A 26494-nucleotide genomic window follows, 5' to 3' on the forward strand; every position below is an offset into this window, starting at 1 on the left:
CGGCCGGCGCGCGGACAAAAAGGACCGGCGCATGCCTACAATATCAAGAGCCACCGGGAAGAAGAGCGCCGCTGGGTGGAGCAGGCCGAAACCGCCTATGCCCGCTTTGTCTCCGGCTGGAGCCCACGAGGTCCGAAGAAGGTGCGCACGGGCGCCGCAAATGAGGAGCGACTGTAGAGGCTGCGCGGCAGGGCTCTCACCTCGGACCCTGCTCTTCGCCACGCGGTCACCCATGCGCAACAGGAGAATATCGCAAATCCGATCAAAAAGCTCTTGTCGATCACATCAGTGGTCCACGGGTGCCTGGCCTTGGTGGTCCGGTGTTCGATGTCGTTTGTGGCGCAGGCATATTCGAAGGCATGCGCCCAGAAGCGCTCGCCGTTTGCGATGGCCTCCTTGATCAGGGGAACGGCCGACCCTCCTGCACCAGGCGTGGTGAACTGGATGCCGTTGTCGGTGAGCACGGTATGGATCCTGTAGGGGACGGCCGCGATCAGCCGCAGCAGGAACTCCCTTGAGATGGCGGTGGTGGCCTTCTCATGCAGTTCGACGAAGGCGAACTTCGAGGTGCGGTCGATAGCGACGAACATGTGCAGCTTGCCCTGTTCGGTTCGTACCTCGGCAACGTCGATGTGGAAGTAGCCGATCGGGTAGCTCCTGAACTTCCTCTTCGCCGGCCTGTCGCCCTCGACATCGGGCAGACGGCCAATGCCATGGCGCTGCAGGCAGCGGTGCAATGAAGATCGCGTCAGCTGCGGGATCGTTGGCTGCAGCGCATAGAGGCAGTCGTCGAGCGGCAGCAGTGTGTAGCGCCGGAAGGCGACGATGACCGCCTCCTCCTCGACGGAAAGAACCGTCGACCGTGGCTCTTTCGGCCCCGTCGGAAGGTCGGCTGTTGAGGTCCGCTCCCGCCACTTCGCGACCGTCTTCTGGTTGATCCCGTAGCGCTTGGCCAGGGCCCTCAGGCTCTCTTGACTATGTTGTATCGCTCGACGGACCGCCTCTGTCGTCGTGGCGCTCCCATGCAGAATCTGGCCCATAGTGCCTCCTTCGATTCGGAGGACAAGGATGCCCCATCAAAGCCTGGGATCAAACATCTAATGGGTCAGATTGAGGCCTTGAAATTTGCAAGGCTCGTGGCAAAATATTCGGCATCAACGGTAGTTGGGAGCGGGCCGCATGCCGTTCTCTCGTTACAACGGAGTGTTTGAACCGGCCGATCTGGAATTGCTCCAGAGAGTGTTCAACCAGTTGTGTTACGAGCGCCGTCTAGCCCAAAAAGACAGGGAACAGCGGGAAGACCTCGCGACGCAGATCATCCGCGAATTCAACAGCGGCACCACCGACGAGGCGGACCTATTGCAGGCCTTCTCTAGACGGCACCGCAGAGCCTAGCTGACCATGCACTTTTTGACCCACTAGTAGAAAACGCGACCGGGTTGCGACGCTAAAGCAACTCCGCGTCCCTCTCCTAGACCACGCGCCATCACAAGCATGCTGTCTGGTCCCGGCGACATCTGCAGTAAGATGACCGTTGCGACGAATGCTATCCAAAGCGCGGGGTCGATGAATCGCTTCCTTCAGTACGTGCTCTGAAGGGCGCTAAGCCGCAAGTTGGTCGCGGTTCCCCTCGGTTATGTCGGAAGGGGTTGGGTCTATCAAAATGCCCCGGCGTCGCGCGAAGGCGCAAAAGACATCGTATGCTTCCTCAGTCGTAGCGGAGCCCGAAAAAACGTCGAGGCAGGCGTCTCGGGTCGCTTCGTAGGCTTCGTCACGCAACAGTTGCGGATACTCGTCTAGAAATGCGAAGGCTCTATCGACGCTGTCGATCTGACGCGGAAACCCGAGGCCGACAATGATTGAAACTGGATGGCAGAATTTGCGGAGCATGGCGATACCCTTCTTGTTGTTGCGTCTGATGCCATAGCCTCCGAGTTGGAGGTGCGAATAAACGCCGGGATGCGAAAGGGGTTCCGGGCCACCAAGTCTAATGCAAGGGGCTGCCTGAAAGCGGTGCCTTCTTGGACACTAAGCGCCGGTGTCGGAGTTCGCAGCGCCAGTAGGCTTCGATTCCGGCGACCCTTTGTGCCGCCGGAAAATCGACAGCACGAGCCGGCCGTAGCCTGTAAAGCGTCACCAGCGCAACTTGCATAACGCGGCGGCAGGCAGGTCGGTTCTGTGGGGCTAAAAAGATCTCTTCCCAGCTCATTCCCGACTCATGACGGAGAAGGCCGGATTCAAGAACAGCGAAACCGCAGCTGGGAACCTATCGCAACGCGTATCGTTTCTTCCGGTGGTGGGGACAGCTCTCTGAAAGGAGCCCCCTATGTTTAAGCGAATGTGTGCCTCAGCGGCAGTTTTAGGACTTCTAGCCTTTCCGGCTTTTGCGAATTGCGAGCAGGAGCTGAGCAAGCTGAAAGATGCCGTCACGACGGCTGAGACTGGAGCGGCGACGGAGCAGTCTGGCGTTCCCGCGACAAAACACCAGGAGGAGGTCCTCAGCGGAGAAAAAGCAGCGACCGAAGGAACTGATACGACTGGATCAGTCGAAGCAGTTTCGCCGCACCAAAAGGAAGTTACGGGCATGAAGAAAGGCTCGACTGACGCCGCACATCCCAGCGAAATGATGAAAGAAGCTGGAGATTTGGCTAAGTCCGGCGATGAGGCTGGATGCATGGAAAAGGTCGAACAAATTAAGACTATGATTGGGGAAACTGACTAGTCTGCGAGATTCGCAACGAGGCAGCGGGCGGTGGGAAATCCTTCCAGCCAGATTCCGCACTCGAGCGGCCTCAAGAGGGGAGAGTAGATATCGGGCACCATCTACTGCTCTGACGTCGGCTTCCAACGGGGCGCTGCGTCCGAGCAACTCGACTGCGCTGTCCAAGGTCTTGCCTGTTCTCCCTGGTGTCAACGAATACGACGCCGCACGAGGATATGCAGGCCGAGCAATGTTCACAAAAAAATCCTCCATAGAACTCCGGATCACCTCGCGCAGATAGCGCAGAAATGCGCGCTAGATGCAGCGATTCTGGATTTGCAAGTTTTCCTGTATTTCGCCCCATTTCCGCCGGCGGTGCTTGCGAGAATCCAAGCTTAGTCACCTTATGGAACGTGCCAGTGCCTACCCGTCGAACCATCCTTTCCGGCTTCGTCGCTGTGCCGATTGTGCTGCCGAGGCTTGGACATACCGCAGGCGTTCCGAAAGAGCTGCGACCTACGCCAGATTGCGTGGATGACGGCGATCCTACGCCGGCGCAGACCGAAGGGCCGTATTTCACTCCGAAGAGCCCCGAGAAGCGAGATTTTGCAAGTGACGCACCGGCCGGCGAACGCATAACCATTGCCGGCTACGTGTTGACCCGGAATTGCGAACCGGTGGAACAGGCTCTCGTGGAACTGTGGCATGCCGATCAAACCGGGACCTACGACAACACCGGCTTCAAACTCCGCGGACATCAATTCACCGATGCTGAAGGCAGATGGTGGTTCGATACGATCGTTCCAGGGCTCTATCCCGGCCGCACCCGGCACTATCACCTGAAGGTTCAGAGGCCGGGGGGACGTGTGTTGACCACGCAACTCTATTTCCCGAACGAACCTGAAAACAACCGAGATTTCATTTTTGATTCTGCCCTCTTGCTCGACATTGCCGCGGCCAGCGACCGCAAGTTCGGCAGGTACAACTTCGTAGTGGGGTGACGCCGGCTGTTGATTCCCGCGAGGAATTGACCCGGGGTTGGAGTGAACCCTTCGGGCTGGACCAGCGAGGCTTTCCAAACTAAGCCGCCTCTGCTTGAAGCCCTAGATTTCGATGACTTTCTGGAAGGCAATATCAGAGGCCCCAAGGCCGGGTCGAGATCGTGCGCGAGCGATTTGTCGCGATAAACCAGTGTGCCAGCGGTGGCTGACATGGGCTTCCAAGTCGATTGACACAGCCAGTAGGGCACAAGGGTGGGAAACCCGTCCCTCACTCCAGCCACCTGATGGCAACGCGGGCGCAAAAGAGGTGGAACAGCTTAGCGTCTGTGGGTGCCAATCCAGTAATCGAGCGAAATCCGCCCTGGTCCCCATGCCATGATGCCAAGCGCCATCGCCGCCCAAGTCACATGCAGCGGCCAGCCATACAGCACGGTGAGTTGCACTATGAGCGTCATCAGGAGAAGGCCGAACGCCCATGATTTCGTCGGCGATGAAGGGATCCGAAGGGCCGGAACTGGGCGAATACCCAGTCGCTTCGCAGCAGATGTCGCTAGCCGCCGCGGCTTTCGCTATGCTTGCCGGAAAGCATAGGAGCTTTCGGATGGCTCTTTTCGAGAATGATCAGTGGGTGGTGACGGATTTTGGGCTTGTATCAGTCGAGCCCGCTGCACCACACGAGTATCAGATTGCGGCGGAACGCTTGCTTGAAATGGCGGGCGCCGGTGGCGGCTCGCTTTACGATTGGCCCATTCAATTGGCAGGCGAGGCCTGGATCGATCTGGACGCCTTTATCGATGCGTTTATCAAAGCGCTCGACATCCACAAAGGGCGTTACACAGGTACAGTCGATCCTGACCTGTTGGAACAGAGCATAGCTGAGGCTCGTAGGACACATGCGCACGAGGTTGCGAAAGGCCATGGCTGGTTCCCATGACCTCTCACGGCGCGAGCGCAGCGATGATTGTCATGACCAGCGCAGCCGCAGCGACGAACCGGCGAGCCATGCCGAACTGAAAGACGCCACGCAGTTCCCGCAATCATGCTGGCTGGAACCTGAACCCCGCCAAATCCTCGGGCTGACGCTTCTCAAATATCCTTCTCAAGCCTACTGTGCAGCGGAAGGTTGCCGGCGAAAGCGCCCTGGCGGCGGAGCCGGAATGTTTCACAGGACACATGGGCGGATTCCGTTTCCGTTCGCCGATCGTTTGCCGGCTGTTCGCTGTATCACATTTCGCTGATGGAAATTGTTCGGCTTGCGCGGCCCGTCGCCGCGCGCGACCGCTAGCATACTTCCCGCCTGCACGCCCCGCGCACTAGCGGCTCCTTGGCTTAGCAAAGAGCAAGAATTCTTTGACGGTGCGCCGGCAGTGCCGGGAAATGTTCCGCGTACCCGGCTGTCTCCCGAAGAAGAACCTGGATGGAGAAACGCCCCATCGACATGAAGGACAAGGAATTGCGAGAGGCCATCGAGCAGGCCGAGATGATAATGTTCATCGCCACCGATTTTGCCAAAACCGAGACTGAACCGGCCGAAATCGTCATAGTCCAGCTTGCCCGCATTCGGCTGATCCGACAGGAAATCGAGGCACGCCGGTTTCGCGGAAAGTCGAACTGACACGGTCGATTAGCCCACCAGGAAGCCGCGTCTCAACAATTCTTGGACAACAGCCTAGCTTGCTTGTTCCGGCTTGCTTTCGCTCAGTAGCGTGCGCGTCGCAACAGGTCAACGGTTCGCTCATCCGCGCTCGCAGGCGTTCCACCTCGTCGCGCAACCGTTGCATTTCTTGTTTTGTGGGCATGGCATGCGACCCCTCCCAAGTGGCCGAGAAATGGCGATCGCCCCACAGTACACATGTTTGAGGAAGGGAATGCGATTTGGGGCTGCCGGCGAGAAACAGGCAACAGGCGTCCAGCCATACGTCGGCGCTTGCGGCCACCCCCTCGGGCGAGACCCCCCACTCTCCCGGTGGCCGTGTCGGGTGAAATCGAGCAGGTGGCGGAAAGCCGGCCGGCTCGACGCCGCGGCCGGCGGTAAAACAGGTGCGATGTAAGTTGGTCTCGTCATCGCGGAAAAACGGGGTCGAGAAGGACATCGCGGCAGTGCCATCATCTCTCCGTGGTAGGATGGCCAGACCGAAGGCTAGATCACCAAGCACAAACTCATCAAACGGCAAATACGGCCGCGCCAAGATTGATCTGCTCCAGGCGCGCCTCGTCGGTGCAACTTAGGCTGTGGCCGCAGCGAGAGTGCGTCAGAACCCCGATTCCACGGTCATTGACAGTCGAAATACCAGAGCGCTCCGGAGAAGACATAGTTCTCTGTTTCATCTACGCTGGTGCGCCAGTTTGGAGGACTGTCATGTTGAGAAATCTATCGATCGCGGCAATCAGCGCCCTGATGCTTGCAAGCTGCGAGCATTCCGCGTCTGGCGCGTCGGTCGGTGCGGGCAACCCTTACCCCGTCAGCAACTACACGTGCCAGGACGGCACGCGTCTGGCAGTACGTCTCCTCGGCGATCGTGCTTCGGTATCCGTCAACGGCGAGACCGCGGTCGATCTGCCCTCCATGGGGCCAGAAGGAACGACCTATTCGGACGGCCAGCGGACGCTGACCATCGTACAGGGGCGCCTTTCGTGGGGCGTTGGCCGAGCCGTGCCGTCCGCATGTACCGGCGGTTGAACGTCTCGTCTCGCTGTGAGGGCAACATTGGCCCAGGTAAAGGTGGAGTAGCTTGGCCCGAGCGGTCGACAGCAGCAAGCGCGAGGACGAAGTGCCCACGGATAACCCCGCCTCCTCTTACCGACCTCCTTCCAGCGGCTAAATCGCGCAACTCTGGCGCTCACGCTTAATGCCGTCGCTATTTCCACATCAGTCAACCTGTGGATGTGCCTGAGGCGCAAGACTCGGGTTGCTATCTCAAAGCGGATTGAGGCCGTCGCGACAACGAGCCACGCTCGGTCTCGCTCGGCTACCGCGTCAACCGCTACAAGCTCGCAGTGTTCGTCCTGTCAGCCACACTCGCTGGCCTCGCCGGCGCGACCAAGGCTATCGTGTTCCAGCTCGCATCTTTGACCGACGTCTACTGGACGATGTCCGGCGAGGTCGTGCTGATGACGCGTCTCGGCGGCATGGGTACCGTGTTCGGCCCAATCGTGGGGGCAGCGATCATTGTCGCGATGCAGAACTACCTTGCGACCTTCGGCGCCTGGGTGACCATCATACAGGGCGTGATCTTCGTAATCAGCGTCCTCTTGTTCCGCGAGGGCATCATCGGTGTTTTGTCCAAATGGCTCAAGAAGCCGCTTTGAACGCCAACTCACCGGGAAACGTCTTCTCCCAAAGAATGGCCAGCACATTTAAGCCCACCTCTGAGAGGTAATTCCGCCTGCCCCCATTGCTTCGCGTCGATTCGCCCGGCCCGCCAGCGGATCAATGCTATTGGATCCTTTAGCTAAGACTCCTGACAACTAAACGAAAACCGACTATCCTTTAGTAAGCGACTCGTCTTGCTAAAGGATTCGAGGAACGCGTCAGGAACATCGATCGGCCGAACGGGACGCTATGTCGAAAGCGTGGCCGGCGGGGAAAAGGTGCGGGCCTATGTGCCGTCACCGTTGCCGCCGGTCCCTGCCGTCGACGTCGGGCAATTTCTCTCGCTTTATGATCGGGCGCGCGGTGCGGTCGGGCGCCTTGATGGCGTCACCACGATCTTGCCCTATACCCCGCTCTTCCTGTTCATGTACGTCCGCAAGGAGGCGCTGCTATCATCGCAGATCGAGGGGACGCAGTCGTCCTTGTCCGACCTACTTCTGTTCGAAAACGACGAGCTCCCGCAAGTCCCGCTCGACGACGTCACCGAGGTTTCGAACTATGTCGCCGCAATCGACCATGGAGTGCGGCGAATGCGGGACGGATTCCCGCTGTCGCTACGCCTCCTGAGGGAGATGCATGAAATCCTGCTGAAGTCCGGTCGAGGCGCCAGCAAGCAACCGGGTGAGTTTCGCCGATCTCAGAACTGGATCGGAGGAACCCGCACTCTTCGTCCCAGCGCCGCCAGACCGCTTAATGGAATGCCTCGATGCATTCGAGCGCTTCCTGCACACCGATGACCCGGCAATGCCGCCGCTCATCCGGGCAGGCCTCGCCCATGTTCAATTCGAGACGATACACCCCTTCCTCGATGGAAATGGTCGCCTGGGGCGTTTGCTTGTCACGCTAATGCTGTGTGAGGCCGGCGCCTTGCGCGAACCGATCCTGTATCTCAGCCTCTTCCTCAAATCGCGCCGCGACGACTACTACCGCCTTCTCCAAGAGGTGCGTCAGTCAGGTGGCTGGGAAGCCTGGCTGGAATTCTTCCTCACCGGCGTCGCTGAGATCGCCGAGCAGGCTGCCGATACTGCGCGCGAATTGATGGCACTGTTCGATGAGGATCGATTGGTCATAGGCCAGTTCGGCCGTTCAGCGGCCTCGGTGTTGCGGGTGCACGAATTCCTCCAACGCAGACCGATTGTGACGATCCAGGCAGCTTCGAAGGAGTTGAAGCTATCGTTGCCGACCGTTGGAAAAGCGCTAGATCGGATGGCATCGGCAGGCATTGTCCGTGAGATGACGGGAAAGCGGCGTCATCGCGTATTTGCCTATTCGAAATATCTTACCCTCCTGGACAAGGGCACCGAGCCGCTGCCGGCCTGACCACACCGCCAGCGAGGCCAAATTCGACGGTGACATCAAAATCGCCTTATTTGCCAAGGTAAGTTGCCTTTATCGTGCGTAGATGTGGGCCATTTATGATGAGAACGGTGAGCCTCACGGCAGTCGTTGTGGCCATATGCGTTGCGTCCGCCCAGGCACAGACGCCAGACTCGTTGCTTGCGTTGTGCACCGTTGCTCCAATCACCGATCGGACGATTGATGCCTGCTCACAGCTTCTCGAGAACGATTTCCAGATCACCCCAGAGCAGCGAGGCGCAGCCTACCAGAAGCGGGGATTTCTCTATTTCCGGCAGGGCAGGTTCGATCGCGCGATCTCCGACTACGACGAGATGATCCGGAGCGCACCAGAGAACTCCCATGCTTTTACCCTGCGTGGCGCCGCTTATTTTTCGTTAGGCAACGTCGACCGGGCGATTTTAGATCTTAACGAAGCAATCCGCCTCGACCCCACACATGCCCAGGCTTACTTCGGGCGCGGGCGCGCTTATGCTCAAAAAGGCGAGCTGGATCAGGCAATGGCAGATTTCGACAAGGCGATATGGAATGACCCAAGCTATGCCGCCGCGTATGCCAATCACGCCCTTGTAAATTTCAAAAAGGGCCAATGGAGCCAAGCGATCTTGGATGCCACCGAGGCCATCCGCCACGATCCAATTGCTGTCGACGCCTACAACATCCGGGGTCTTGCCCATGTTCAAAGGGCAGACTGGGATCGGGCAATGCGCGATTTCAACGAAGCAATCCGCCTCAATCCGAAAGATCCCAGCGCGTACGCCAACCGCGGCCTCGTGTACTTTAAGAAAGACGACATCAAGAGGGCAATTGCCGATTTCGATGAAGCTATCCGGCGCAATCCATTGGACCCGGGAGGATACGGCAACCGGGGCCAGGCCTATTTTCAGTTGAAAGACTTCGACCGAACCATTTCGGACTTAAGCGAAGCGATCAGGCTCCACAAGGAAGGCCAAACGTTGCAGATCGAATTCGATGTTGCAGACGCTTTCGCTTTTCGAGGCCTTACCTATTGGAACAAAGGAGACCACCAACGCGCATTGTCCGATCTCGATGAGGCCATTCGCCTGAATCCTGGCGACCGGGAGGTCCGCGCATGGCGAGACAAACTGGCAGCCATCGCCAACGGGCACGGCGATAAACTTCCTGCAACGCCGCGCCCGTGAAGATCGCTCGGAACATCCCTTTGGTGCGAGCGAATCGCCATTTCCTTCGCGTGTCCGCGGCTTGATAAGGTCTGCCTCGAACTCAGCAAGGTGGCGAGGCTAGCGGCGGCTTGAGTTGTGGGCAAATTATGACGAGAACGGTGAGCCTCACGGCAGCCCTCGTGGCCACATGCGTTGCCTCCGCCCAGGCACAGACGCTGTTGCTTGCGTTGTGCACATGCTCCAATCACCGATCGGAGGATTGATGCCTGATCACTTCCTCCCTGAACCCACCAGGGCCGGCATGGGCAGCCGATAAACCCCATCGGAAGAACGGTACTGCTGCATCCCTTCTGTCACCGCAGCGGAGATGGCATTGCGCACGGTCTCGGTCTGGGCTCGCAGCAAACCACGTACTCGCACAGCACCCTCGAGGATCGCTGTCATCATTCTCAGTTGGTCGTCAAACTCCTAGGTCTGTTCAACGGTTTCTACAGCTGTGTCGCCGAATCCCGTGTCTTGAAGTCCTGCTCTCAATTTCTCGGCTTCACTGAACTGAAAGAAGTCGGGCCCGTGAGGCTGCGCCAGATGCGGGCAGTGCCTTCCGGATACTGTCGTGCTCCGAAGCGCTGGCTAGATTGCTTCTGCTTCTTCCTTGCGTCGCTCGATGAGGGACACTTCCTCGTGTTTGATGACTTCTCTGGAAAGGCGCTCACGCCGTCGGATGAGCGAAATCGAGAAAAACGCAATGACGCCCGCCGTGCTTACCCCAGCGAGAACCCACAGCGCACTCGTCACGGAGGTTCTAGCCATCATCATGGCAAGCGCAAACGGTGCGAATGCAGAAGTAAATTGGCGGGCAGCGCCGACCCATCCGAGGCGCGCGCCATAGCCCTTTCGGCCGAACAACTCCAGTGGAAGCGTGCCGCCAACGATGCTTGTAAGGCCTGAGCCCAAGCCGAACAGGACAACGAATGCAAGGGCACCTGGCGACCATGGCGTGGTCGCCAGAAGCACCCCCAGGCCGGCCGTGAGCAGCGACGCGGCGATCACCGCGAGATACGTTTGTGAAAGCCGCCCCCCGAACAGCATGTTGACAAAGCGGCTGGCGACCTGCGCAGGGCCAAACATAGCAGAGACAACGAGCCCCGTCGCGCCGAGGCCAAGCGCCTCGGTCAATGGCACCATGTGGATAAGGACCGCGGAGAGAACAAAGCCCTCTACCGCAAAAGCTGTCATCATCAGCACAAAAACCAATTGCTGATGCCGCGGATCGAATATTGCGACGACGTCAGGCGTCGAAGGATCTTCATTTAATGTGGATCGATCCTCCGCGTTCCGATGCGACAAGCGCCTGAGCCAGGCATGAATGGGAAGACAAAGTCCCAGATGGAGCGCCGCGAACACGAGATAGACCTCGCGCCACGTTAGGTAGTCGTGCAGCGTCGAGGTGAGCGGCCAGAACAAGGTCGAGGCAAACCCGGCGATAAGGGTCAGATGCGTAATGCTCCGCTGCGGTCGCGGCGCGCCAATCTGAACGATTGCCACGAAGGCCGCGCTGTAGAGAACAAAACTGGACGCAAGTTCCATCGCGAGCAGCGCGAGGACAAATGTCGTTTGCCCGGGAGCGATGGCACACAGAGCCAACGCAAGCGCCGCTGCAGCCGAACCCACCGTCATGATGCGTCCTGCCCCATACCGATCGGCCCAGCGCCCGGCGATAGGGGCGAAAAGGCTGCCGGCAAAGAGCGAAGCAGAGAGGGCTCCAAAGATCCAACCTTCTGAAAGGCCGAACTCCTTCCCCATCGCCGGCGCGAGGATCGAGAAGCTGTAATAGAGCGTGCCGTAGCCGATGATCTGGGTCAGCCCCAGCGCCCAGATCGCACTTGCCGGGACAGACCGTTCAGGCATTGGAGCCAACCTTGGTCGGTTCCCTGGTTTCAGCCTTTGCCACTGGAAGGCTGGTTCCGCAGCTGCAACCGGACGCACCCGCTGCTTTGGCATCGGCGTCCCTGACACAACAGGCGTTCGCTTCGATGGGAGCTGGTCCGCCGCAGCAGCCGGACGTCTCGTCTCCGGTGATCGGCCCGGCGCTGCATACTCCCGTTTCGGGCAGGACCAGATGCACCTCGCGGGCAGCAACATGATCGCCCGCGATTTCGGTGACGACCGAGCGGACTTGCTCGTAGCCCGTGGCCATCAGGAAAGTCGGCGCCCGCCCGTAGGATTTCGAACCTACGATTACGAAGCCTGGCTCGGGATGCGCAAGTTCCGCAATCCCATGCGGCGGAACCGTCCCGCAGGAATGAAAGTTCGGGTCGATCAACGGCGCCAGTGCGGGCGGCGCTTCGACCGCCGGGTCAAGCGCGACGCGCAACTCGCCGAGGAATGACAGATCCGGACGGAACCCGGTCGTCACGATGATCCTGTCGACGAATAGGCTGAATGCTTTTCCTGCCAGCGTCGCTTCGACGGCGACGGTTTTGCCTTCTGTTTCGATACGGTCGACGGCAAACGGCGCGAGCATCTTCAGGCTGCCGTCCTCCATCGCTTGTTTGGCGGCCAATCCCAATGCGCCGCGTTCCGGCAACTGATCGTTGAGGCCGCCACCGAGCAGTTTGGCAACACTGTTCCGGCGTAGCGCCCAGAAGATTTCCGTCGTCGGCACTTCACCTTGCAGTTCCATGAGAGCAAGTGCTGCATTGATGGCCGAGTGACCTCCGCCGATGACCAGCACGCGCTTTCCGGCATAGTCAGTGCGTCGGGCGCCAACGACGTCGGGAATGCCGTAGTCCACCAGACCTGCTGCTTCGCGCTCGCCAGGAACAGGCAGACCGTCTACGCCCATCGGGTTCGGGCGCGTCCAAGTGCCGGACGCATCGATCACCGACCGGGCGAGTGCGCGGTGCTCGCCAGACTCATCCTGATATCGGATCACAAAGGGCGAGCTTTCCCGGCCGTCGTTGCAGACTTTGTCGTGGCCCTGCCGCGTGATGGCCGTGACGGTGGCGCCGAGCTTCAGGTTCCCGCCAATTTCCGGCAGTGCTGCAAGCGGCGCCAGGTAGTCGCGCACGATATCGCTACCCGTCGGCAACGCATCAGGGGAGGGTGATGACCACGCGGATTTTTCGAGCAAAGCGCGGGCGGCAGCGTCGATGTTGTAGCGCCACGGCGAGAAAACGCGAACATGCCCCCATTCCAACATGGCCGCGCCGACCGATGCACCCCGCTCGAAAATCAGCGGCTGAATTCCCCTGGAAACAAGCCGTGCCGCTGCTGCAAGGCCGACAGGGCCACCACCGATAACGGCGACGGGAAGGTTGGAGTCGACCATCATGCTCATAATTTCGATCCTTCTAGCATCTTCGAAACATTAAGCCAAAAAAAGAGACGTCATGCCACCGACTCCTTTGCCACCGGTGAGCAAGTGGCATCCGCGCAGCACTCGTCGGCGAGGTAGCCGATCAAACCTTGCATCGCCGGATAGTTGGCTCGGCAGATAAGAGTTGTGGCCTGCCGTTCCTGCGTCACCAGCCCTGTTTCGATCAGTCGTTTGCAGTGGTGCGACAAGGTCGATGCCGGTATGTCGAGCTTCTCCTGGATGCGTCCTACCGGCAGCCCTTCGTCTCCGGCCCGCACCAGCAGGCGGTAGATATTCAGCCGCGTCGGATTGCCGAGCGCTTCGAGCTGAGCGGCAGCTTTTTCGAGTTTCATAGAAGAAAGCCTACGCGAGCAAATTGCGAACGTCAATCGAATTTCGATAATTGTCGAAATTCGATTTCTGATGTTTCAAATGGACCGCTGATTGACGCGTTTCGCCAACTTTTCCGCGCTCTCGACCCGTTCCGAATATCGGTCCGTCAGATACGCCGAACGGTCACGCAAAAGCAGGGTGAACTTCACCAGCTCCTCCATCATGTCGACGATGCGGTTATAGTATGGCGAGGCTTTCATACGGCCGGTCTCGTCAAATTCGGCAACGGCCTCAGCAATGGTTGCCTGGTGGGGTGTCGTGACGATGCGCATCCACCGCCCGAAAACACGCATTTGATTGGCTCTGCCAAAATTCTGGGCGCCGCCCGAGATTTGCACGACTGCCAGCGTTCGCCCATGCGCCGGATGCACGCCGTTTTGTGTGAGGGCCAGCCAGTCGATCTGCGCCTTCATTACATCGGTCATCGCGCCGTGGCGCTCAGGCGAGCACCAGACATGTGCTTCCGACCATAGAGAGAGGTCGCTCAGTTCTCGGACCTTCTGGTGATGCGCCGACATTGCATCGGGCACCGGCATGCCAGTCGGATTGTAGATTTGCACCTCGGCACCGAGCCGCTGCAGGATCCGTGCAGCCTCTTCGGTCACCAGTCGCGAATAAGAGCGTTCGCGCAGTGATCCATAGAGCATAAGTATGCGGGGCTTGTGGGTGGAGCGGGGGACGTCGAACAACGCCTTCTCATCGATGGGGTGCAATTGATGCTCAACGATATTGGGAAGCGTGTCCACCCGCATCCAATCGTTGTTATGCAACGCGACGTCCTTGCGCATCGATTATGACCTCACCATCCTCCTTGGTGAACGGGCCGATATCGGCATTGGGCAAGATATCGAGCACAACTTCAGACGGCCTCGCCAAGCGGGTGCCGAGCGGCGTCACCACGATCGGGCGATTGATCAGGATCGGATGCGCCAACATGAAATCGATGATTTCCTCGTCGGTCCACTTCGGATCGCCAAGGCGTAGATCGGCATAGGGCGTGCCCTTCTCACGCAGCAGTTCGCGCGGCGTGGTGCCCATGGCGGCGATCAGTTCGATGAGTTTCTCGCGTGACGGCGGGTTTTTCAGATACTCGATCACTTCTGGCTCTTCGCCAGATTGCCTGATCATCGCCAGCGTATTGCGTGACGTTCCGCATTCAGGATTGTGATAGATCGTGACGGTCATTCGGCGGCCTTCAATTTCGATTTGATTTCCTGTGCGGCGAGCTTCGGTTCGGCAAGCAGCCAGCCTGCAAGCCACATCGCTAGCAAGGCGCCCAACAGTTCAGCAACGATGAAGCCGGGCAGGTCGAGGGGACGGATGCCCGCGAACGTGTTGGAGAATGCGCGCGCGATCGCCACTGCGGGATTGGCGAAGGAGGTCGACGCCGTGAACCAATATGCGGCCGTGATATAGAGACCGACCAGCCACGGTATCGCATCGGACTTGAAGCGGAGCCCGGCCAGAATCGTGAAGACGAGGCCGAAAGCGGCAACTGCCTCGGCGACCCACTGGCCCGATCCGGTGCGAACAGTCTCGGAGACCTGCACAATCGGAAGCTCGAACATTGCGTGTGCGAGCAGCGAGCCGAGAATTCCTCCCACGACCTGCGCGATGACGTAGAGAAGCGCGACGTTCATTTCGATCTCGCGTCTGAGCGCGAACACCATCGTCACCGCCGGGTTGAAATGCGCGCCGGAAATGGGGCCGAGAATGGTGATCAGAACAACAAGGATCGCACCAGTTGGCAATGTATTGCCGAGGAGGGCCAATGCCACATCGTCCGTTAGCCGGTCGGCCATGATCCCAGAACCGACGACAGTCGCCACGAGTATCGCCGTGCCGAGCACTTCCGCAACCAGGCGTCGGTTGAGATCGGCCATTTGTGTTACCCGGCTTTCGGCAGCTCGCGGCCGATCTCGTCCAACCGCTTCTGCAGGGCGAGCTTGTCGAGCGTGTTCATCGGCAGGCTGATGAAAATCGAGATTCGATTGTTGAGCATCCGGTAGGTATCGGCGAAGGCGAGATGCTTCTCGGCCTCGGTGCCTTCCACAGACGCGGGATCCGGCAGTCCCCAATGTGCCGTCATCGGCTGGCCGGGCCAAACTGGACAGGCTTCGTTCGCCGCGTCGTCGCAAAGGGTGAAAGCGAAATCCAGTTCCGGCGCGCCCGGAGCCGCAAATTCGTTCCAATCCTTCGACCGGGCGGACGATATGTCATGGTTGAGGCTTTTGAGCAGCTGCACGGCGTAGGGATGAATTTCGCCCTTCGGATGCGAGCCGGCCGAGAAAGCCTTAAACTTTCCCGCTCCGATCCGGTTGAGAATCGCCTCAGCGATAATGGAGCGGGCGGAATTGCCGGTGCACATGAACAGGACGTTGAAGATGTGATCGCTCATCGGAGCTTCCTCCTAACAGTCGCACGTGATGGCTTGGATGACGGGGCGGCAAAGCTTGGGCTCACCGTTGCAGCAGTCCTCCATCAGAAAGGCCAGGAGATCGCGAAAACCCGTCATGTCCGCGACATAGCGAACCGTGCGGCCGTCGCGCTCCGCTCGCACCAATCCTGCCCGGTTGAGAATCTTGAGGTGTGCCGACATGGTGTTCTGCATCGTGTTCAGCCTCGACGCCACCTCGCCGGCCGGCACACCTTCCGTGCCAGCACGAACCAGCAGGCGGAAAACCTCCAGCCGCGTGTCCTGGCCAAGTGCGGCCAGTGCTGAAAGAGCTGATCTCTTATCCATATATCCAAGAATCCAGAATAGCTGGAGCATGGCCGCGTTTCATGACGGAGTGATGACAGTCGAGGCGGTGGCAAAAATTGCGAGCCGGAAGACGCGCTTCGGTCCTCAACCTACGCCTTGGAGAGCTGCCGAAATGGCGGAGGTCATTGCTTTTGCCAATCTGTCCGGTGCCGAAGGCGACACCCCAAGCACAAGGCGAGAAGAACCGAGATCGGGCAGCTCGGAAAGAATGCGCAGGTCGGGAGTGAGGGAGCTTTCAGGGAGAACACCAACGGCGATCCCCGACGCGATCGCGGCACGCACACCGGCGACGCTTTCGCTCGTGCACGCAATATGAAAATCCAACCCGGATTCCTTCAGGATTGAAACGCTGCGATCCCGCCACCAGCACGACTTATCGAACAGCGCCACAGGCAACGGTCGACGGTTGGCCAAGTCGTGAAATTTCGAACTCGCCCAGATAGCCGTCTCCTGGCAGACGATCAGGTCGCCGTCCTTGACGTTTGCTGGCGAGTAAAGGGCGACGTCGAGACGCCCCGCGGCAATCGCTTCCGGAAATTCCGTGCTGGAGCCGCAATGAACAACAACTTGCGTTCCAGGCTGTGCCGCCGAAAACCTGCTCAGTATCGCCACCAGGACGCCTTCGCCATACTCGTCGGGAACGCCGATGCGTATTGTGCCGCCGCTGCAGGCGCCACGCATATTGGCGAGGGCATCGTCAAGCGAAGCAATCACGCTCCTGGCGATCGGCAGTAACCTTTCCCCGCGTTCTGTAAGTTGGACGCCCCGTCCATGCCGCTGAAAAAGCCGATGACCAACCACGTCTTCAAGCTTCTTAAGCTGGACGCTTGCGGCGGACTGCGTCCGAAGGACTCGCGCAGCCCCGCGACTGACGCTCCCCTCCGTGGCAATCGCCAGGAAGGTTCGAAGCAGTTCGCTGTCGAGACGTGGAAGTGAAATATCGTCTGCCTTCATAGTTGATATCTAAACTATTCGTTTCTCGAATAGAAGTCGCCCGCGTAGATTCCGATCGTGGAGGACGCGATGCTGATTGCCGATGGTTCTAGAAATGCCGGATTGGGAATCCTAATCGCCACCACAACCGCGGCGGTGGCACTGATTGGCGTGTCGTGGCCTGTAAAGCTCGCAGCGATGCTTCATTTCGTTGGGATGAGTTTTGTGAGCGTTGCGCCGCTGATCATTATCGGCTTGCTTTTGTCGGCCTGGATGGCCGCTACTGGTGCTGGGACGGTCGCCGCAAGCCTTTTCCAAGGGCGTCCGATCGTCACGATCATTATAGCCTCTGCGGTGGGAGCGGCCACGCCCGTCTGCGGAGTAACAGTCCTTCCCGTCATGACCGGCCTTCTGGCGTCCGGCGTTCCACTGGCCCCTGTCATGGCGTTCTGGCTGTCGTCGCCTGTTACCGATCCGGGCATGTTCGCCGCGACTTGGGCAACGCTTGGCCCAGCTTTCGCGATTGGAAAGACAGCGGCAGCCTTTGGCCTGGGCGTCTTTGCAGGAGGAGCCACGGCCGCACTTCGAGCGACGGAAATGGTTCGTCGGCCGCTCCGCAAGTCCACGAAAGCCATTGCGACGTGCGAATCCTCTGCACCCGCCGGGTTCGAGATCAGCTTCTGGCGGGACGCGGCGAGAATTCGGGCGTTTTGGGCAGAACTATTCGGCATGACGAAAGTTGTCAGCATCTGTCTGAGTTTAGCTTTCGCAGCTGAATATCTGTTGCGCGACCTGCTTCCACCCGATGTTCTTGGCACTTATGTCGGCGCGCAATCCGCATATGCCATTCCGCTCACTGTTTCCATAGGTGCCCCGATGTATCTCGACGGCTACGCAGCCCTCCCCCTTGTCCGAGGATTGCTCGACCTTGGCATGGACCCCGGCGCCGCGCTCGCCTTTTTGGTTTCCGGCAGTGCCGTCAGCATCTGGGGTGTCTTGGCCGTCGTTCCGATCTTGCGCGCGCCGACGCTCGCACTCTTCGTGGCGCTTGCCGTATTGGGATCTCTGGCGTGCGGTTACGTATTTGATTGGGTTTGGACCCTTCTCCCATGACTCGCGGTGTCGCTTCCGCCTTGGCGAGGCGTTGCGGCATCATCACACCCTCTCAAGCTACGCAGTCCCGGGTTGCCCCGCCACGGCGTTGGTGCCACGTCGGGCACCAGGAGCATCGATCACCCGGCCATATATTCCTGCGACTTAAACGACAGGTGCCTCACACCTTCAGGCGCATCCGAGATCTTCCGAATGTTCGCCCAGGTCTGCTTATAGTTCGGCAGGATCAGCTCGTTCGTCCCGGCGTTGATGACATTGCCTTGCACGCCGGTCGGGAAGCCGAACAGCATGAACGTCTCGCCCTTCCTGGCGGTCGGCGTCGGATAGACCATCGCCTGCGTCGAGCCGCTTTCGTTGAAGACCTCGACGAGATCGCCGTTCTTGACGCCAAGTTCGGTCATGTCGTCGGGACTCATCTCGATGAACGGGAATGGCCAGCGGTCCATGACGAATTCGCTCTCCTGGTCGAGGAAGGCGTTCTGCCAGACCTGGTTCGCACGGCCGTTGTTGATGAGGTATTTGTTGTTCTTCTTCTGCTCCTCCTTGCCAGGCGCCTGCAGGCCTCGCCATTGGGCCTCCATGAAGGTCGCCTTGCCGTCCTTTGTCCCGAATTTTCCATCGGTGTAGAGGCGCTTGGTGCCGACGATCTTTCCGTCCTCGAAGCCGATGGCCGGCTCCTGGAAGCCGTTGTTGCCCATGGCGCGGAGACGCTCGTAGGTGACGTGCTCGCCGCCCCCCGCGTTCTTGTTGTAGCCGTCCATGAAGGCGTCTTCCTCGGTCTTCCAGTCGTAACCCTTGAACTGGTCGGCATAGGCGTTGTCGCCCATTTCGCGCAACACCTTCTCCATGTGCTGGGCGAGACCCGCTGCGATGAGGCAATCCGGCTTGGCGTTGCCCGGGGGGTCCATGTAGCGCTCGACGAGGCGCATCCGCCGCTCGCCGTTCATCGAGGTTAGGTTCATTTCGCCGGACTCGGCTGCCGGGAGCCAGACATGGCTCGCCGCGCCAATCTTCGACGGGATGATATCAACATCGACGGAGAACAGGCCGCCAGCATGAATAGCATCGGTGATCGCTTTCACCATCGAAGCGCCGTCGCCATAAGGCACCGCGTTCATCGCGTCCTTCACGATGTCGGTCCGCTTCTTGTAGACCATGTTGAACTGGTGCGCGTTGAGCGTGGTCTTGTAGTGGTCGCAGGCCCAGATGTGGTGGACGCCACCCTTGCCCTCGATCAGCAGCTTGTCGACATACGCGGCCGGTCGGCCGACATGGGCGTCCGAGGGGCGGACATACCCTTCTTGGTGCCCGCCCATGCGAACGCACCCACCGCCCTCGCGGCCGACATTACCTGTGGCGAGCGCGACATTCACCAGCGCTGCATTGGTGCGGTAATTGTCGTTGCCCCATATGAGGCCCTTCTCGTAGGCGAACATCGTCCGCCGGCGCTTGCCTTCCTTGGGCTCGGCGATCCAGGCTGCTGACTGGCGGATCTGCTCGACGGTCAGTCCGGTGATCTCGGCAGCCTGTTCCACCGTGGTCCGGTTGGCGGCGAGCGCCTTGTCGAAGTCCTTGGTGGATGCGTCGATGAAAGCCTTGTCGACCCAACCCTTGTCGGCGATCTCCGTCAGCCACGCATTGAACAACACCATGTCCGTGCCGGAATTGATGGCAAGGTGCATGACGTTGTCCTTGCCAGTCTCCGCCTCGGCGGCATTGACCGACACCGTGCGGCGCGGATCGACAAAAATGATGCGACCGTTTGCATGCGGCTCATCCGGAAGTTGCTCCTGCTTCTTCTGAATCGAAGTGCCACGCAGGTTCGGGACCCAGTGATTGAGGAAATAGTTGGTTTGCGTCTCCAGCGGATTGTTGCCGACCGAGACGAGCGTGTCGGCCAACTCGGCGTCCTCGTAGCAGTTGTTTAATTCGCCGACACCCATGTCGCGGGTCGCGTGGACCTCGGAATTGTAGGCGGGGCGATTGTGGATGCGGATGTTCTTGACCTTCATGGAGCCGAAATAGAATTTTCCGGTCCCCCACGTGTTCTCATAGCCGCCGGCCGATCCGCCATGGTCGAAAACGGAGACGAAGAGGCCGTCTTCACCCTGCTCCTTGATGACGGCTGCCGTCACCCGGGCGACGAGATCGAGCGCATCGTCCCATGAGGTCGGCTGCATCTGGCCGTAGCGCCAGACCATCGGGTCAGTGAGCCGCTGCAGTTGCGACCCCCGCGCGGTCGAAAAGCGCAGTTCGCCCATGCGCGCGCCGCGCACGGAGCCGAGACCGGAGTTCACTTCGCAATCGGCATCCGGTTTGATGACGATGTGAACGTCCTTTCCGTCCTGCTTGACAATGTTATACATCGACGGCGCATACCAGGCGGCCGTCTCCGCGGGCTGCTGTTCGGCAAGGTTCACGCCGAAGGCGTTGGCGGCCGCCTCGGTGCCGCCCTGCTTGTTCACTGGCCAGGTGTAGGCGTGATATCCGCAGCCGACGATGCAGTAGTGGCAAGTGACGTTGTGCTTCTTCGCATCCGCCGGGATGATCGGCAGGCGGTCGACGTGACGTTTGTATGCCATGGTCCGATCCTCTCTAAAGAACGTTGCTTAGGCGGCCGTAGAGCAGTTCATCCAACCCTTCGGCGTAGATGTCGCCCTTGTCATCGACGCGCAGAGCGTATTGCGGGAGGTTGGCGGTCGATTGCCCCCAGATCTGCTGGCCGCCGGCTTCGCAGTCGAAACGCGAATAGTGACCGGGACAGTTCAGCGTCCGGTCGTCGGCATTGAAGTTGAGTGGAAAACCCTTGTGAGGGCAGATGGTCGAGAAGCCGACTATATCGCCGTCAGGTCCGGCGCCACCTTCGACCTTCGTTCCGAGCTTGAGCAGCACTCCCGGAGCATCACCGTCCGGGTAGGTAACGTCGAACGGTTCGTTCGGTTTTAGATTGGCCACGTTGGCCAGCTTGTTGGACGGATATTCGACCAGCGCTAGACTTGGCGCTGCCTTCGCCGGCATTGTCGGCAAGGCGACCGCCGTCGCTGCGGCGAAGGCGCTGCCTCTCAAAAACTGCCGACGGCCGACATCGACCAACCTGTTGCAGCGATCCATTAAACTTCTCCCTGGTTCGTTCTGGACTGGGTCGCACGAGGCAATGCAAAGTTGATGCCAGCCGGGATCCGTCGTGCGAAATGGCGCAAATACAAGGGATCTTGCGAATACCATGCGAGAGCGATGTTCGACTTTCCGAACATGCTGCGCTGCCGTGGGTTCGGAATACCAGACGTGTAACGACCCATCCTTTCCAGGTCGATTTTCGACGCCTGCAGCGCTACTCTCCAGACAGGGAGAAGGCGCGAAATGCCCGAACGAGGCATCTTGGGGAGTCGATCAACAACGCGGCGAGAGGTTCTTACGCTGGGCGTCGGAGCAGCCGCATACGCCATGTCACGTAGCGGCGCATCCGCACAGGACAATACCTTCCGCTTCGGACTGACGCCCGTTTTCCTGTCTAACGATCTTGAACTGCTGAAACTCCTGCGTGACTACCTATCGTCCGCGATAGGCGGTTCGGTCGAACTCGTCACCCGCCGCACCTACCAGGAGATTACGGCACTGCTCGTCGCCGGTCAGCTGCATGGAGCCTGGATTTGCGGCTATCCATACGTCCAGTTCAAGGCCGACCTCGATCTCGTTGCGACGCCTTCTTGGCATGGAAAACCACTCTATCAGTCCTACTTGATTACTTCGGCCGGTCGCGAAATCGCCGACTGGCGGGAACTAAGGGGTGACATCCACGCCTTCTCGGACCCCGATTCGAATTCGGGTTCCCTGGTAACGAGGGCGCTGCTAGCCGAGAATGGCCTACAGTCGCATAGCTTCTTCTCTCGCACCTTCTACACCTATGGGCATCGCAACGTGATCCGAGCCGTCGCGTCTGGCCTGGCGCAGTCGGGCAGCGTCGACGGCTATGTCTGGGAGGTGATGCTCGAGATCGAGCCAAGACTGGTCGAGCAAACCAAGATCGTGCGGCGCTCGGAATGGCTGGGCTTCCCTCCCATCGCAGCGCCGAAATCGCTCGCGGGCGATCCGCGCGTGGCCAGCCTTCGCAATGCCCTGATCTCAATGCCCAAGGACGTGGACGGCCGGAAGGTGCTCGCCCTGCTCCGGCTCGACGGCTTCGTAAAGACGGATCCCGGCTTGTTCGACGCGATCGCCGCCAAAGTCGAGACAGTCAGGCGGTTCGGATGAAGCTCCTCGGCCGCCTGCGCGCAATTCCAGTCTCGTATCGAGTGCCATTCTCGGTGGCTCTCCTTATGGTGGTCATTAGTGCGGCGATCTCGGAACGTGTGCTGGACCGTTTGTCACGCACGCAGGAATCCTTTCTCGCCGGGCTGGTGGGAAGCTACCTCGACGGCCTCTCGGCCTCGGTGTTGCCGGCCGTCCTACGCGGCGACGTCTGGGAAGTATTCGACGCTCTCGACCGCTCGGAGTCATCCTACGCGGCGCTGTCACCGATCGAAACGGTGGTGACGGGCATCGACGGCAAGGTGCTTGCGGCGAGCGACCCGAAGCGTATCCCCACCTATGCCGACCTGCCGCTGCACTATCTTACCCGCTACGGCGCGGATCCTGTCACGCTCGACGAGAAGGCTCTGACGGGCTTCGCGCGACGCGACCTGATGTATCAGGGACAGGAGGTCGGAACGATCCATGCAGCTTTCGACGTCTCGCACCTCTTTGCGGAACGCCGCGAAATCCTCGTCACGCTACTGGTGACCAATGGCGTTCTCGCCGGCCTGTTCGCGCTCGGTGGATTCCTGTTGGTCCGGCGGATGATCTCACCGATGCGGGTGCTGGAAAATCATATGCGGGCGGCGGCACACGGCTCCGCGAGGCCGATCCCGCCGTCCGAATTTCCCTCTCGCGACGGAGAGGCGGCCAGCCTGTTCAAGGGTTACAACGTGCTGGTCCACGCCGAACGCGAGCGAGCCGACCTTGCTATGCAGCTTGCCGAGGAGGAGAAGCTCGCCAGCCTCGGTAGGCTAGCCTCCGGCATGGCTCACGAGATCAACAATCCGCTTGGTGGCCTGTTCAACGCGATCGATACGCTGAAGACGCACGGAACGACGCCCGGCGTTCGCGACACCTCGATCAGTCTGATCGAGCGCGGACTGCAGGGGATTCGCGACGTCGTCGAGGCGGCGCTTGCAACCTACCGACCGGAACGCTCGGCGCGACCCCTTGCGCCCGAGGATTTCGATGATGTCCGGCTCCTCATGACACCGGAACTGCGCCGAAGGCGGCAGCGCCTCGCCTGCTCGGTCGACTGGGGCGACGGCGGCGCCAAATCAATTGAGGGAGGCCCGGTCCGGCAGGCGCTGCTCAATTTGCTGCTCAATGCCAGCGCGGCCACGCCGGAAGGCGGCGAGATCGGCCTGCATGCGTGCCGGACCAACGAACATCTTCGGATCGAGATCGTCGACCAAGGTCCGGGAATGCCATACGATTCAATCGTGATGCTCACAGCACCTTCGCCTGGATCGGTCGTGCGCGCTGGGCTTGGACTTGGCCTGTGGATGGTCCGACGCATGATCGACGAGCTTGGTGGTAGCGCAACGGTCGCAAGCAGGTCAGAAGGTGGGACGGCGGTGTTGCTGGTCCTGCCGGTGAGACGGGAGGAGACCCAGGATGAACAGAGCCATGCCGCCTGATCGCGCGCGCATCGGACTTGTCGAGGACGATCCCGTCATGGGCGGGTCGATCGTCCAGCGTCTCGAACTGGAAGGCTGGGATGTCATCTGGTGGCAGACGGGTAGTCAGGCCGTCGGCGAAATTGCCGGCATTGCAGGTGCCCTCGACCTGGTCATTTGCGACATCCGTCTTTCGGATATATCCGGCGAAACGGTTTTCGAGGAGCTCGCCCGGCAGCCGAACGTTCCGCCATTCCTCTTCGTGACCGGTTTTGGGGACATCGACCAGGCGGTGCGCTTGATGCGGTCGGGCGCCGTCGACTTCATGACCAAGCCATTTGCGATGGACGACTTCCTGAAGCGGATCGAAACCGGCCGGCGCGCAACGCGAGCTGGGCTCAGGCTAAACGATTATGTGCTCGGCCAGTCGCCAGCGATCCAGCATGCCGAGAACCTCATCCATCGCTATGCCGCACATGATCTGCCTGTGCTTGTCACCGGGGAGACAGGCTCCGGCAAGGAAGTCGCGGCGCGCCTCTTGCATCAGTTGTCGGCACGAGCGTCAGAGCCTTTCGTCGCTGTCAACTGCGCGGCGATCCCGACGGATCTTCTCGAAAGCGAGATTTTCGGCCATGAGAAAGGCGCCTTCACGGGAGCCCACCAGCGCCACCTTGGCTATGCCGAGCGTGCGAAAGGCGGCACGCTGTTCCTGGATGAAATAGGCGATATGCCGTCGGCCCTCCAGGCCAAGCTGCTTCGGCTGATCGAAAGCGCATCCTTTTCGCGCCTAGGCGGAGAAACACAGGTTCCATTCCGCGCCCGCATCGTCACGGCCACACACCGAAACCTTAATCCGGGCGAGGCCTCTGGCTTCCGCGAAGACCTCTATTTCCGGCTCGCAGTGCTGCCCGTCGACATCCCGCCGTTGCGGCAGAGACCGGAAGACGTCGTCTGGTTCCTCGGTCGTTTCCTCGAGGACGCAGTTGGGCGGTCCGATGTCCGGATCCGCGGTTACAGCTCTCTGACGGAGGAAGCAGCCCTTGCACACCCCTGGCCCGGCAACATCCGCGAACTGCGCAACCGCGTTGATCGGGCCGTCGCCCTGGCAACGTCGGAATGGCTGATGACCGCCGACCTGTTTCCCGAGAAAGCGGCGCCAACGACAAGCCAGCGTTTCGTTCCTCTATCGGACGTGCGCAATGCCGCTGAGCGGCGCCAGATCGAGCGCGCTCTTGAGCATACGGGTGGCCAGATCATCAAAGCTGCCGAACTCCTCGGAGTTGCGCGCACGACACTGTGGGAGAAGATGACGCGACTAGGCATGCGTTACTGATGGTCGCCCCCCTTCGGACGTTGAGCGCAGATCTCAAGCGCGGCCGATCGAGACTGAAATTACGGTGATGTTCGGCAAGCGTGTTACAGCTTGAAAGCGCAGATTACTACCTCCGGCCTGCTCGGAGAGTTTTACAGTGTCACTGATTTCATTTATGAATTTTTGGCAGACCGAGGATCAGTTTTTACAGCTAAAGGTTTGAAACATAGCGGACAAGCTCCGCTTCCCAAGCTGATCGCGCGGGTTGGATTGCCGAATTTTACCCGCCATGTCCGCCCTTTATGACATCTTTTGTGAGGTCAGAATGGGAAAATGGGCTCAAAATCAAGGGGTTCAACGATTTCAATGGGATACGCTGGTGCAGCCAGAGAGTTGAACTCTATGGTCATCGCACTCTCCAGGCAAAAGGCCCCGGCACCTCCAATATGCTGCGCAAGATTCATGGCGATTCTTGGTGTGGGCGTCGTTTTCTGGTTAAGCGACGAACAGTTTGCGAGGTTGAAACCGTATCTCTGTCGACCGCACTGGGGCAACCCGCGTTTTGATGACTGCGTCATTAAAAGCGGCGGGCACTGGGTGGAAGTGCCTTCCGTCTACGGGCCGCGCAAGACGTCTACAACCGGTTCCAGCGCTGGTCAGCCAGGGTGTATGCACCGCTGTGCAGCGGACGGAAAAAGGGGGAGCAAAATCAGGCGATCGGCAGATCACGCGGCGGACGGACCGCCAAGATCCGCGCATTGACTGATGGCCTGTGCCAACCCGTTGCGTTCCTGTTGACCAGCGGCCAGGTTGCCGACTGCACGGCGGGACAAGCTCTCATCGAGCACATGCCGCCAACCATTCGCCAGTAAATCAGCGGTAGGGGCGCTTTCGCCAACGCTACGACCGTCTCGCCCAACACTTCTTGGCTGCGATCCGCATCGCCACCATAATCAGCTGTTGGTTATGAATAAAACGCAGCAAGATCGCTCTCAAACGATTGCCTACCGCCAATCCGTTAACGCGAAACAATGTGACAGCGCCTGTTGTTGGTCACCGCGCAGCGGTGATTGTGCCGGAAGCGCAGTTTATTTTGTATGTGAGCTTGGATACTGAGGAAATTCCCGGAATACGATAATGCGTAGTCCGTCCGTGCTATTTGAGTAAAACGGTTGCAGTGTATAGTTCGTTACATCCAGGCATGGCTGGCTCGCCCCCCTTCAAAAAGCAGACAACAACCGCGGGGCTTTGGGATCTTTTCGCTGAGGGGTACGACAAAAGGGGGGCTTCCATGCTCGCTGTCACCCAATCGCATGTCGGCTTGGCAAAGGATGCTGAGTCAGATCAGTCCA

At 59.7% G+C, this 26494-nt stretch carries 25 protein-coding genes and 5 pseudogenes; 15 read left to right on the top strand and 15 right to left on the bottom strand.

The features are described 5' to 3' along the window. A pseudogene (locus F3H98_RS31840) lies at positions 1-177 on the top strand (IS110 family RNA-guided transposase); the annotation flags it as partial. 113 nt (positions 178-290) lie between these two features. On the opposite strand, the pseudogene F3H98_RS20400 reads toward F3H98_RS31840, so the two are convergent. Then, a pseudogene (locus F3H98_RS20400) lies at positions 291-1040 on the bottom strand (DDE-type integrase/transposase/recombinase); the annotation flags it as partial. Between the two features lie 139 nt (positions 1041-1179). On the opposite strand from F3H98_RS20400, the gene F3H98_RS20405 reads away from it, so the two are divergent. Then, positions 1180-1395 carry a hypothetical protein gene (locus F3H98_RS20405; protein ID WP_188130492.1) on the top strand — a complete coding sequence of 72 codons (216 nt, stop codon included), beginning with the start codon at positions 1180-1182 and terminating at the stop codon, positions 1393-1395. 207 nt (positions 1396-1602) lie between these two features. Here the strand turns inward: F3H98_RS20405 and F3H98_RS32555 are convergent, their stop codons facing one another. After that, entirely contained in the window at positions 1603-1890 is a 288-nt protein-coding gene (locus F3H98_RS32555) for a DUF982 domain-containing protein (RefSeq protein WP_149762178.1), read from the bottom strand. A gap of 138 nt (positions 1891-2028) precedes the next feature. After that, a complete protein-coding gene (locus F3H98_RS32425; protein WP_342211626.1) occupies positions 2029-2109 on the bottom strand; it encodes a hypothetical protein in 81 nt (26 codons plus the stop codon). A 217-nt stretch (positions 2110-2326) separates the two neighbouring features. On the opposite strand from F3H98_RS32425, the gene F3H98_RS20420 reads away from it, so the two are divergent. Together F3H98_RS20420 and F3H98_RS20425 are read left to right on the top strand one after the other, a co-directional pair. Beyond that, on the top strand, positions 2327-2722 hold the full coding sequence (locus F3H98_RS20420; RefSeq protein WP_149762179.1) for a hypothetical protein: 396 nt from the start codon (positions 2327-2329) through the stop codon (positions 2720-2722). Between the two features lie 398 nt (positions 2723-3120). Then, entirely contained in the window at positions 3121-3702 is a 582-nt protein-coding gene (locus F3H98_RS20425; protein ID WP_244621807.1) for a dioxygenase family protein, read from the top strand. 317 nt (positions 3703-4019) lie between these two features. Here F3H98_RS20425 and F3H98_RS31180 read toward each other — a convergent pair whose 3' ends face one another. After that, positions 4020-4157, bottom strand: a complete 138-nt coding sequence (locus F3H98_RS31180) for a hypothetical protein (protein ID WP_188130493.1) — start codon at positions 4155-4157, stop codon at positions 4020-4022. A gap of 20 nt (positions 4158-4177) precedes the next feature. On the opposite strand from F3H98_RS31180, the gene F3H98_RS20430 reads away from it, so the two are divergent. The 6 genes and pseudogenes from F3H98_RS20430 to F3H98_RS20460 all read left to right on the top strand — a co-directional run bounded on the left by F3H98_RS20430 (position 4178) and on the right by F3H98_RS20460 (position 9594). Beyond that, positions 4178-4636: a hypothetical protein gene (locus F3H98_RS20430; RefSeq protein WP_149762181.1), complete on the top strand. Its 459-nt coding sequence runs from the start codon at positions 4178-4180 to the stop codon at positions 4634-4636. A gap of 483 nt (positions 4637-5119) precedes the next feature. Beyond that, positions 5120-5317 carry a hypothetical protein gene (locus tag F3H98_RS20435; RefSeq protein ID WP_149762182.1) on the top strand — a complete coding sequence of 66 codons (198 nt, stop codon included), beginning with the start codon at positions 5120-5122 and terminating at the stop codon, positions 5315-5317. Between the two features lie 744 nt (positions 5318-6061). Continuing rightward, a complete protein-coding gene (locus tag F3H98_RS20445; RefSeq protein ID WP_244621808.1) occupies positions 6062-6382 on the top strand; it encodes a hypothetical protein in 321 nt (106 codons plus the stop codon). 257 nt (positions 6383-6639) lie between these two features. Further along, positions 6640-7011 (top strand): annotated as a pseudogene (locus tag F3H98_RS20450) (branched-chain amino acid ABC transporter permease); the annotation flags it as partial. A gap of 234 nt (positions 7012-7245) precedes the next feature. After that, positions 7246-8395 (top strand): annotated as a pseudogene (locus F3H98_RS20455) (Fic family protein). Positions 8396-8502: 107 nt separating this feature from the next. Further along, entirely contained in the window at positions 8503-9594 is a 1092-nt protein-coding gene (locus F3H98_RS20460; RefSeq protein ID WP_188130494.1) for a tetratricopeptide repeat protein, read from the top strand. A gap of 612 nt (positions 9595-10206) precedes the next feature. Here F3H98_RS20460 and arsK read toward each other — a convergent pair. The 9 genes from arsK to F3H98_RS20505 all read right to left on the bottom strand — a co-directional run bounded on the left by arsK (position 10207) and on the right by F3H98_RS20505 (position 17045). Continuing rightward, positions 10207-11484, bottom strand: a complete 1278-nt coding sequence (arsK, locus tag F3H98_RS20465) for an arsenite efflux MFS transporter ArsK (protein WP_149762184.1) — start codon at positions 11482-11484, stop codon at positions 10207-10209. After that, a complete protein-coding gene (locus F3H98_RS20470) occupies positions 11477-12916 on the bottom strand; it encodes an NAD(P)-binding domain-containing protein (RefSeq protein WP_149762185.1) in 1440 nt (479 codons plus the stop codon). Before F3H98_RS20470 ends, arsK begins: the two co-directional genes overlap by 8 nt. Positions 12917-12966: 50 nt before the next feature. Continuing rightward, positions 12967-13287 (bottom strand): ArsR/SmtB family transcription factor, encoded by a 321-nt coding sequence (locus F3H98_RS20475; RefSeq protein ID WP_149762186.1) that lies wholly within the window; start codon positions 13285-13287, stop codon positions 12967-12969. Between the two features lie 75 nt (positions 13288-13362). Beyond that, on the bottom strand, positions 13363-14115 hold the full coding sequence (arsH, locus tag F3H98_RS20480; RefSeq protein WP_280178014.1) for an arsenical resistance protein ArsH: 753 nt from the start codon (positions 14113-14115) through the stop codon (positions 13363-13365). Beyond that, on the bottom strand, positions 14090-14512 hold the full coding sequence (gene arsC / locus F3H98_RS20485; RefSeq protein WP_149762187.1) for an arsenate reductase (glutaredoxin): 423 nt from the start codon (positions 14510-14512) through the stop codon (positions 14090-14092). Before arsC ends, arsH begins: the two co-directional genes overlap by 26 nt. Continuing rightward, positions 14509-15210, bottom strand: coding sequence for an aquaporin (locus F3H98_RS20490; RefSeq protein WP_149762188.1), 702 nt, complete (start codon positions 15208-15210; stop codon positions 14509-14511). Before F3H98_RS20490 ends, arsC begins: the two co-directional genes overlap by 4 nt. Positions 15211-15215: 5 nt before the next feature. Continuing rightward, positions 15216-15725, bottom strand: coding sequence for an arsenate reductase ArsC (locus F3H98_RS20495; protein ID WP_149762189.1), 510 nt, complete (start codon positions 15723-15725; stop codon positions 15216-15218). Between the two features lie 12 nt (positions 15726-15737). Continuing rightward, on the bottom strand, positions 15738-16070 hold the full coding sequence (locus F3H98_RS20500) for an ArsR/SmtB family transcription factor (protein WP_149762190.1): 333 nt from the start codon (positions 16068-16070) through the stop codon (positions 15738-15740). A 105-nt stretch (positions 16071-16175) separates the two neighbouring features. Continuing rightward, entirely contained in the window at positions 16176-17045 is an 870-nt protein-coding gene (locus F3H98_RS20505; RefSeq protein WP_149762191.1) for a LysR substrate-binding domain-containing protein, read from the bottom strand. A gap of 69 nt (positions 17046-17114) precedes the next feature. Between F3H98_RS20505 and F3H98_RS20510 the strand changes: the two genes are divergently transcribed. Further along, positions 17115-18137 carry a permease gene (locus F3H98_RS20510; protein ID WP_149762192.1) on the top strand — a complete coding sequence of 341 codons (1023 nt, stop codon included), beginning with the start codon at positions 17115-17117 and terminating at the stop codon, positions 18135-18137. Between the two features lie 119 nt (positions 18138-18256). Here F3H98_RS20510 and F3H98_RS20515 read toward each other — a convergent pair whose 3' ends face one another. Both F3H98_RS20515 and F3H98_RS20520 read right to left on the bottom strand, forming a co-directional pair. Beyond that, complete coding sequence (locus F3H98_RS20515) at positions 18257-20719, bottom strand: arsenate reductase (azurin) large subunit (protein ID WP_149762193.1); 2463 nt, start codon at positions 20717-20719, stop codon at positions 18257-18259. Between the two features lie 13 nt (positions 20720-20732). After that, entirely contained in the window at positions 20733-21248 is a 516-nt protein-coding gene (locus F3H98_RS20520) for an arsenate reductase (azurin) small subunit (RefSeq protein WP_149762194.1), read from the bottom strand. 333 nt (positions 21249-21581) lie between these two features. On the opposite strand from F3H98_RS20520, the gene F3H98_RS20525 reads away from it, so the two are divergent. From F3H98_RS20525 to F3H98_RS31845, 4 genes and pseudogenes are all read left to right on the top strand, one after another. Next, the gene (locus F3H98_RS20525; protein WP_244621809.1) at positions 21582-22388 is read left to right on the top strand and encodes a substrate-binding domain-containing protein; all 807 of its coding nucleotides are present in this window, start codon (positions 21582-21584) and stop codon (positions 22386-22388) included. Continuing rightward, positions 22385-23851 carry a sensor histidine kinase gene (locus F3H98_RS20530; protein WP_149762196.1) on the top strand — a complete coding sequence of 489 codons (1467 nt, stop codon included), beginning with the start codon at positions 22385-22387 and terminating at the stop codon, positions 23849-23851. Before F3H98_RS20525 ends, F3H98_RS20530 begins: the two co-directional genes overlap by 4 nt. Next, complete coding sequence (locus tag F3H98_RS20535) at positions 23829-25163, top strand: sigma-54-dependent transcriptional regulator (RefSeq protein ID WP_280178015.1); 1335 nt, start codon at positions 23829-23831, stop codon at positions 25161-25163. Before F3H98_RS20530 ends, F3H98_RS20535 begins: the two co-directional genes overlap by 23 nt. A gap of 441 nt (positions 25164-25604) precedes the next feature. Continuing rightward, positions 25605-26002 (top strand): annotated as a pseudogene (locus tag F3H98_RS31845) (transposase family protein); the annotation flags it as partial. Positions 26003-26494: the final 492 nt, after the last annotated feature.

Source organism: Neomesorhizobium albiziae (genome assembly GCF_900114255.1).
In the GTDB taxonomy this organism is placed as follows: Bacteria; Pseudomonadota; Alphaproteobacteria; order Rhizobiales; family Rhizobiaceae; genus Neomesorhizobium; species Neomesorhizobium albiziae.

Coding starts and splice junctions, on each gene's coding strand:
- F3H98_RS20405 (WP_188130492.1), top strand. CDS start 1,180: ATGCCGTTCTCTCGTTACAACGGAGTGTTTGAACCGGCCGATCTGGAA.
- F3H98_RS32555 (WP_149762178.1), bottom strand. CDS start 1,890: ATGCTCCGCAAATTCTGCCATCCAGTTTCAATCATTGTCGGCCTCGGG.
- F3H98_RS20420 (WP_149762179.1), top strand. CDS start 2,327: ATGTTTAAGCGAATGTGTGCCTCAGCGGCAGTTTTAGGACTTCTAGCC.
- F3H98_RS31180 (WP_188130493.1), bottom strand. CDS start 4,157: ATGACGCTCATAGTGCAACTCACCGTGCTGTATGGCTGGCCGCTGCAT.
- F3H98_RS20430 (WP_149762181.1), top strand. CDS start 4,178: ATGATTTCGTCGGCGATGAAGGGATCCGAAGGGCCGGAACTGGGCGAA.
- F3H98_RS20435 (WP_149762182.1), top strand. CDS start 5,120: ATGGAGAAACGCCCCATCGACATGAAGGACAAGGAATTGCGAGAGGCC.
- F3H98_RS20445 (WP_244621808.1), top strand. CDS start 6,062: ATGTTGAGAAATCTATCGATCGCGGCAATCAGCGCCCTGATGCTTGCA.
- arsK (WP_149762184.1), bottom strand. CDS start 11,484: ATGCCTGAACGGTCTGTCCCGGCAAGTGCGATCTGGGCGCTGGGGCTG.
- F3H98_RS20470 (WP_149762185.1), bottom strand. CDS start 12,916: ATGAGCATGATGGTCGACTCCAACCTTCCCGTCGCCGTTATCGGTGGT.
- F3H98_RS20475 (WP_149762186.1), bottom strand. CDS start 13,287: ATGAAACTCGAAAAAGCTGCCGCTCAGCTCGAAGCGCTCGGCAATCCG.
- arsH (WP_280178014.1), bottom strand. CDS start 14,115: ATGCGCAAGGACGTCGCGTTGCATAACAACGATTGGATGCGGGTGGAC.
- arsC (WP_149762187.1), bottom strand. CDS start 14,512: ATGACCGTCACGATCTATCACAATCCTGAATGCGGAACGTCACGCAAT.
- F3H98_RS20490 (WP_149762188.1), bottom strand. CDS start 15,210: ATGGCCGATCTCAACCGACGCCTGGTTGCGGAAGTGCTCGGCACGGCG.
- F3H98_RS20495 (WP_149762189.1), bottom strand. CDS start 15,725: ATGAGCGATCACATCTTCAACGTCCTGTTCATGTGCACCGGCAATTCC.
- F3H98_RS20500 (WP_149762190.1), bottom strand. CDS start 16,070: ATGGATAAGAGATCAGCTCTTTCAGCACTGGCCGCACTTGGCCAGGAC.
- F3H98_RS20505 (WP_149762191.1), bottom strand. CDS start 17,045: ATGAAGGCAGACGATATTTCACTTCCACGTCTCGACAGCGAACTGCTT.
- F3H98_RS20510 (WP_149762192.1), top strand. CDS start 17,115: ATGCTGATTGCCGATGGTTCTAGAAATGCCGGATTGGGAATCCTAATC.
- F3H98_RS20515 (WP_149762193.1), bottom strand. CDS start 20,719: ATGGCATACAAACGTCACGTCGACCGCCTGCCGATCATCCCGGCGGAT.
- F3H98_RS20520 (WP_149762194.1), bottom strand. CDS start 21,248: ATGGATCGCTGCAACAGGTTGGTCGATGTCGGCCGTCGGCAGTTTTTG.
- F3H98_RS20525 (WP_244621809.1), top strand. CDS start 21,582: ATGTCACGTAGCGGCGCATCCGCACAGGACAATACCTTCCGCTTCGGA.
- F3H98_RS20530 (WP_149762196.1), top strand. CDS start 22,385: ATGAAGCTCCTCGGCCGCCTGCGCGCAATTCCAGTCTCGTATCGAGTG.
- F3H98_RS20535 (WP_280178015.1), top strand. CDS start 23,829: ATGAACAGAGCCATGCCGCCTGATCGCGCGCGCATCGGACTTGTCGAG.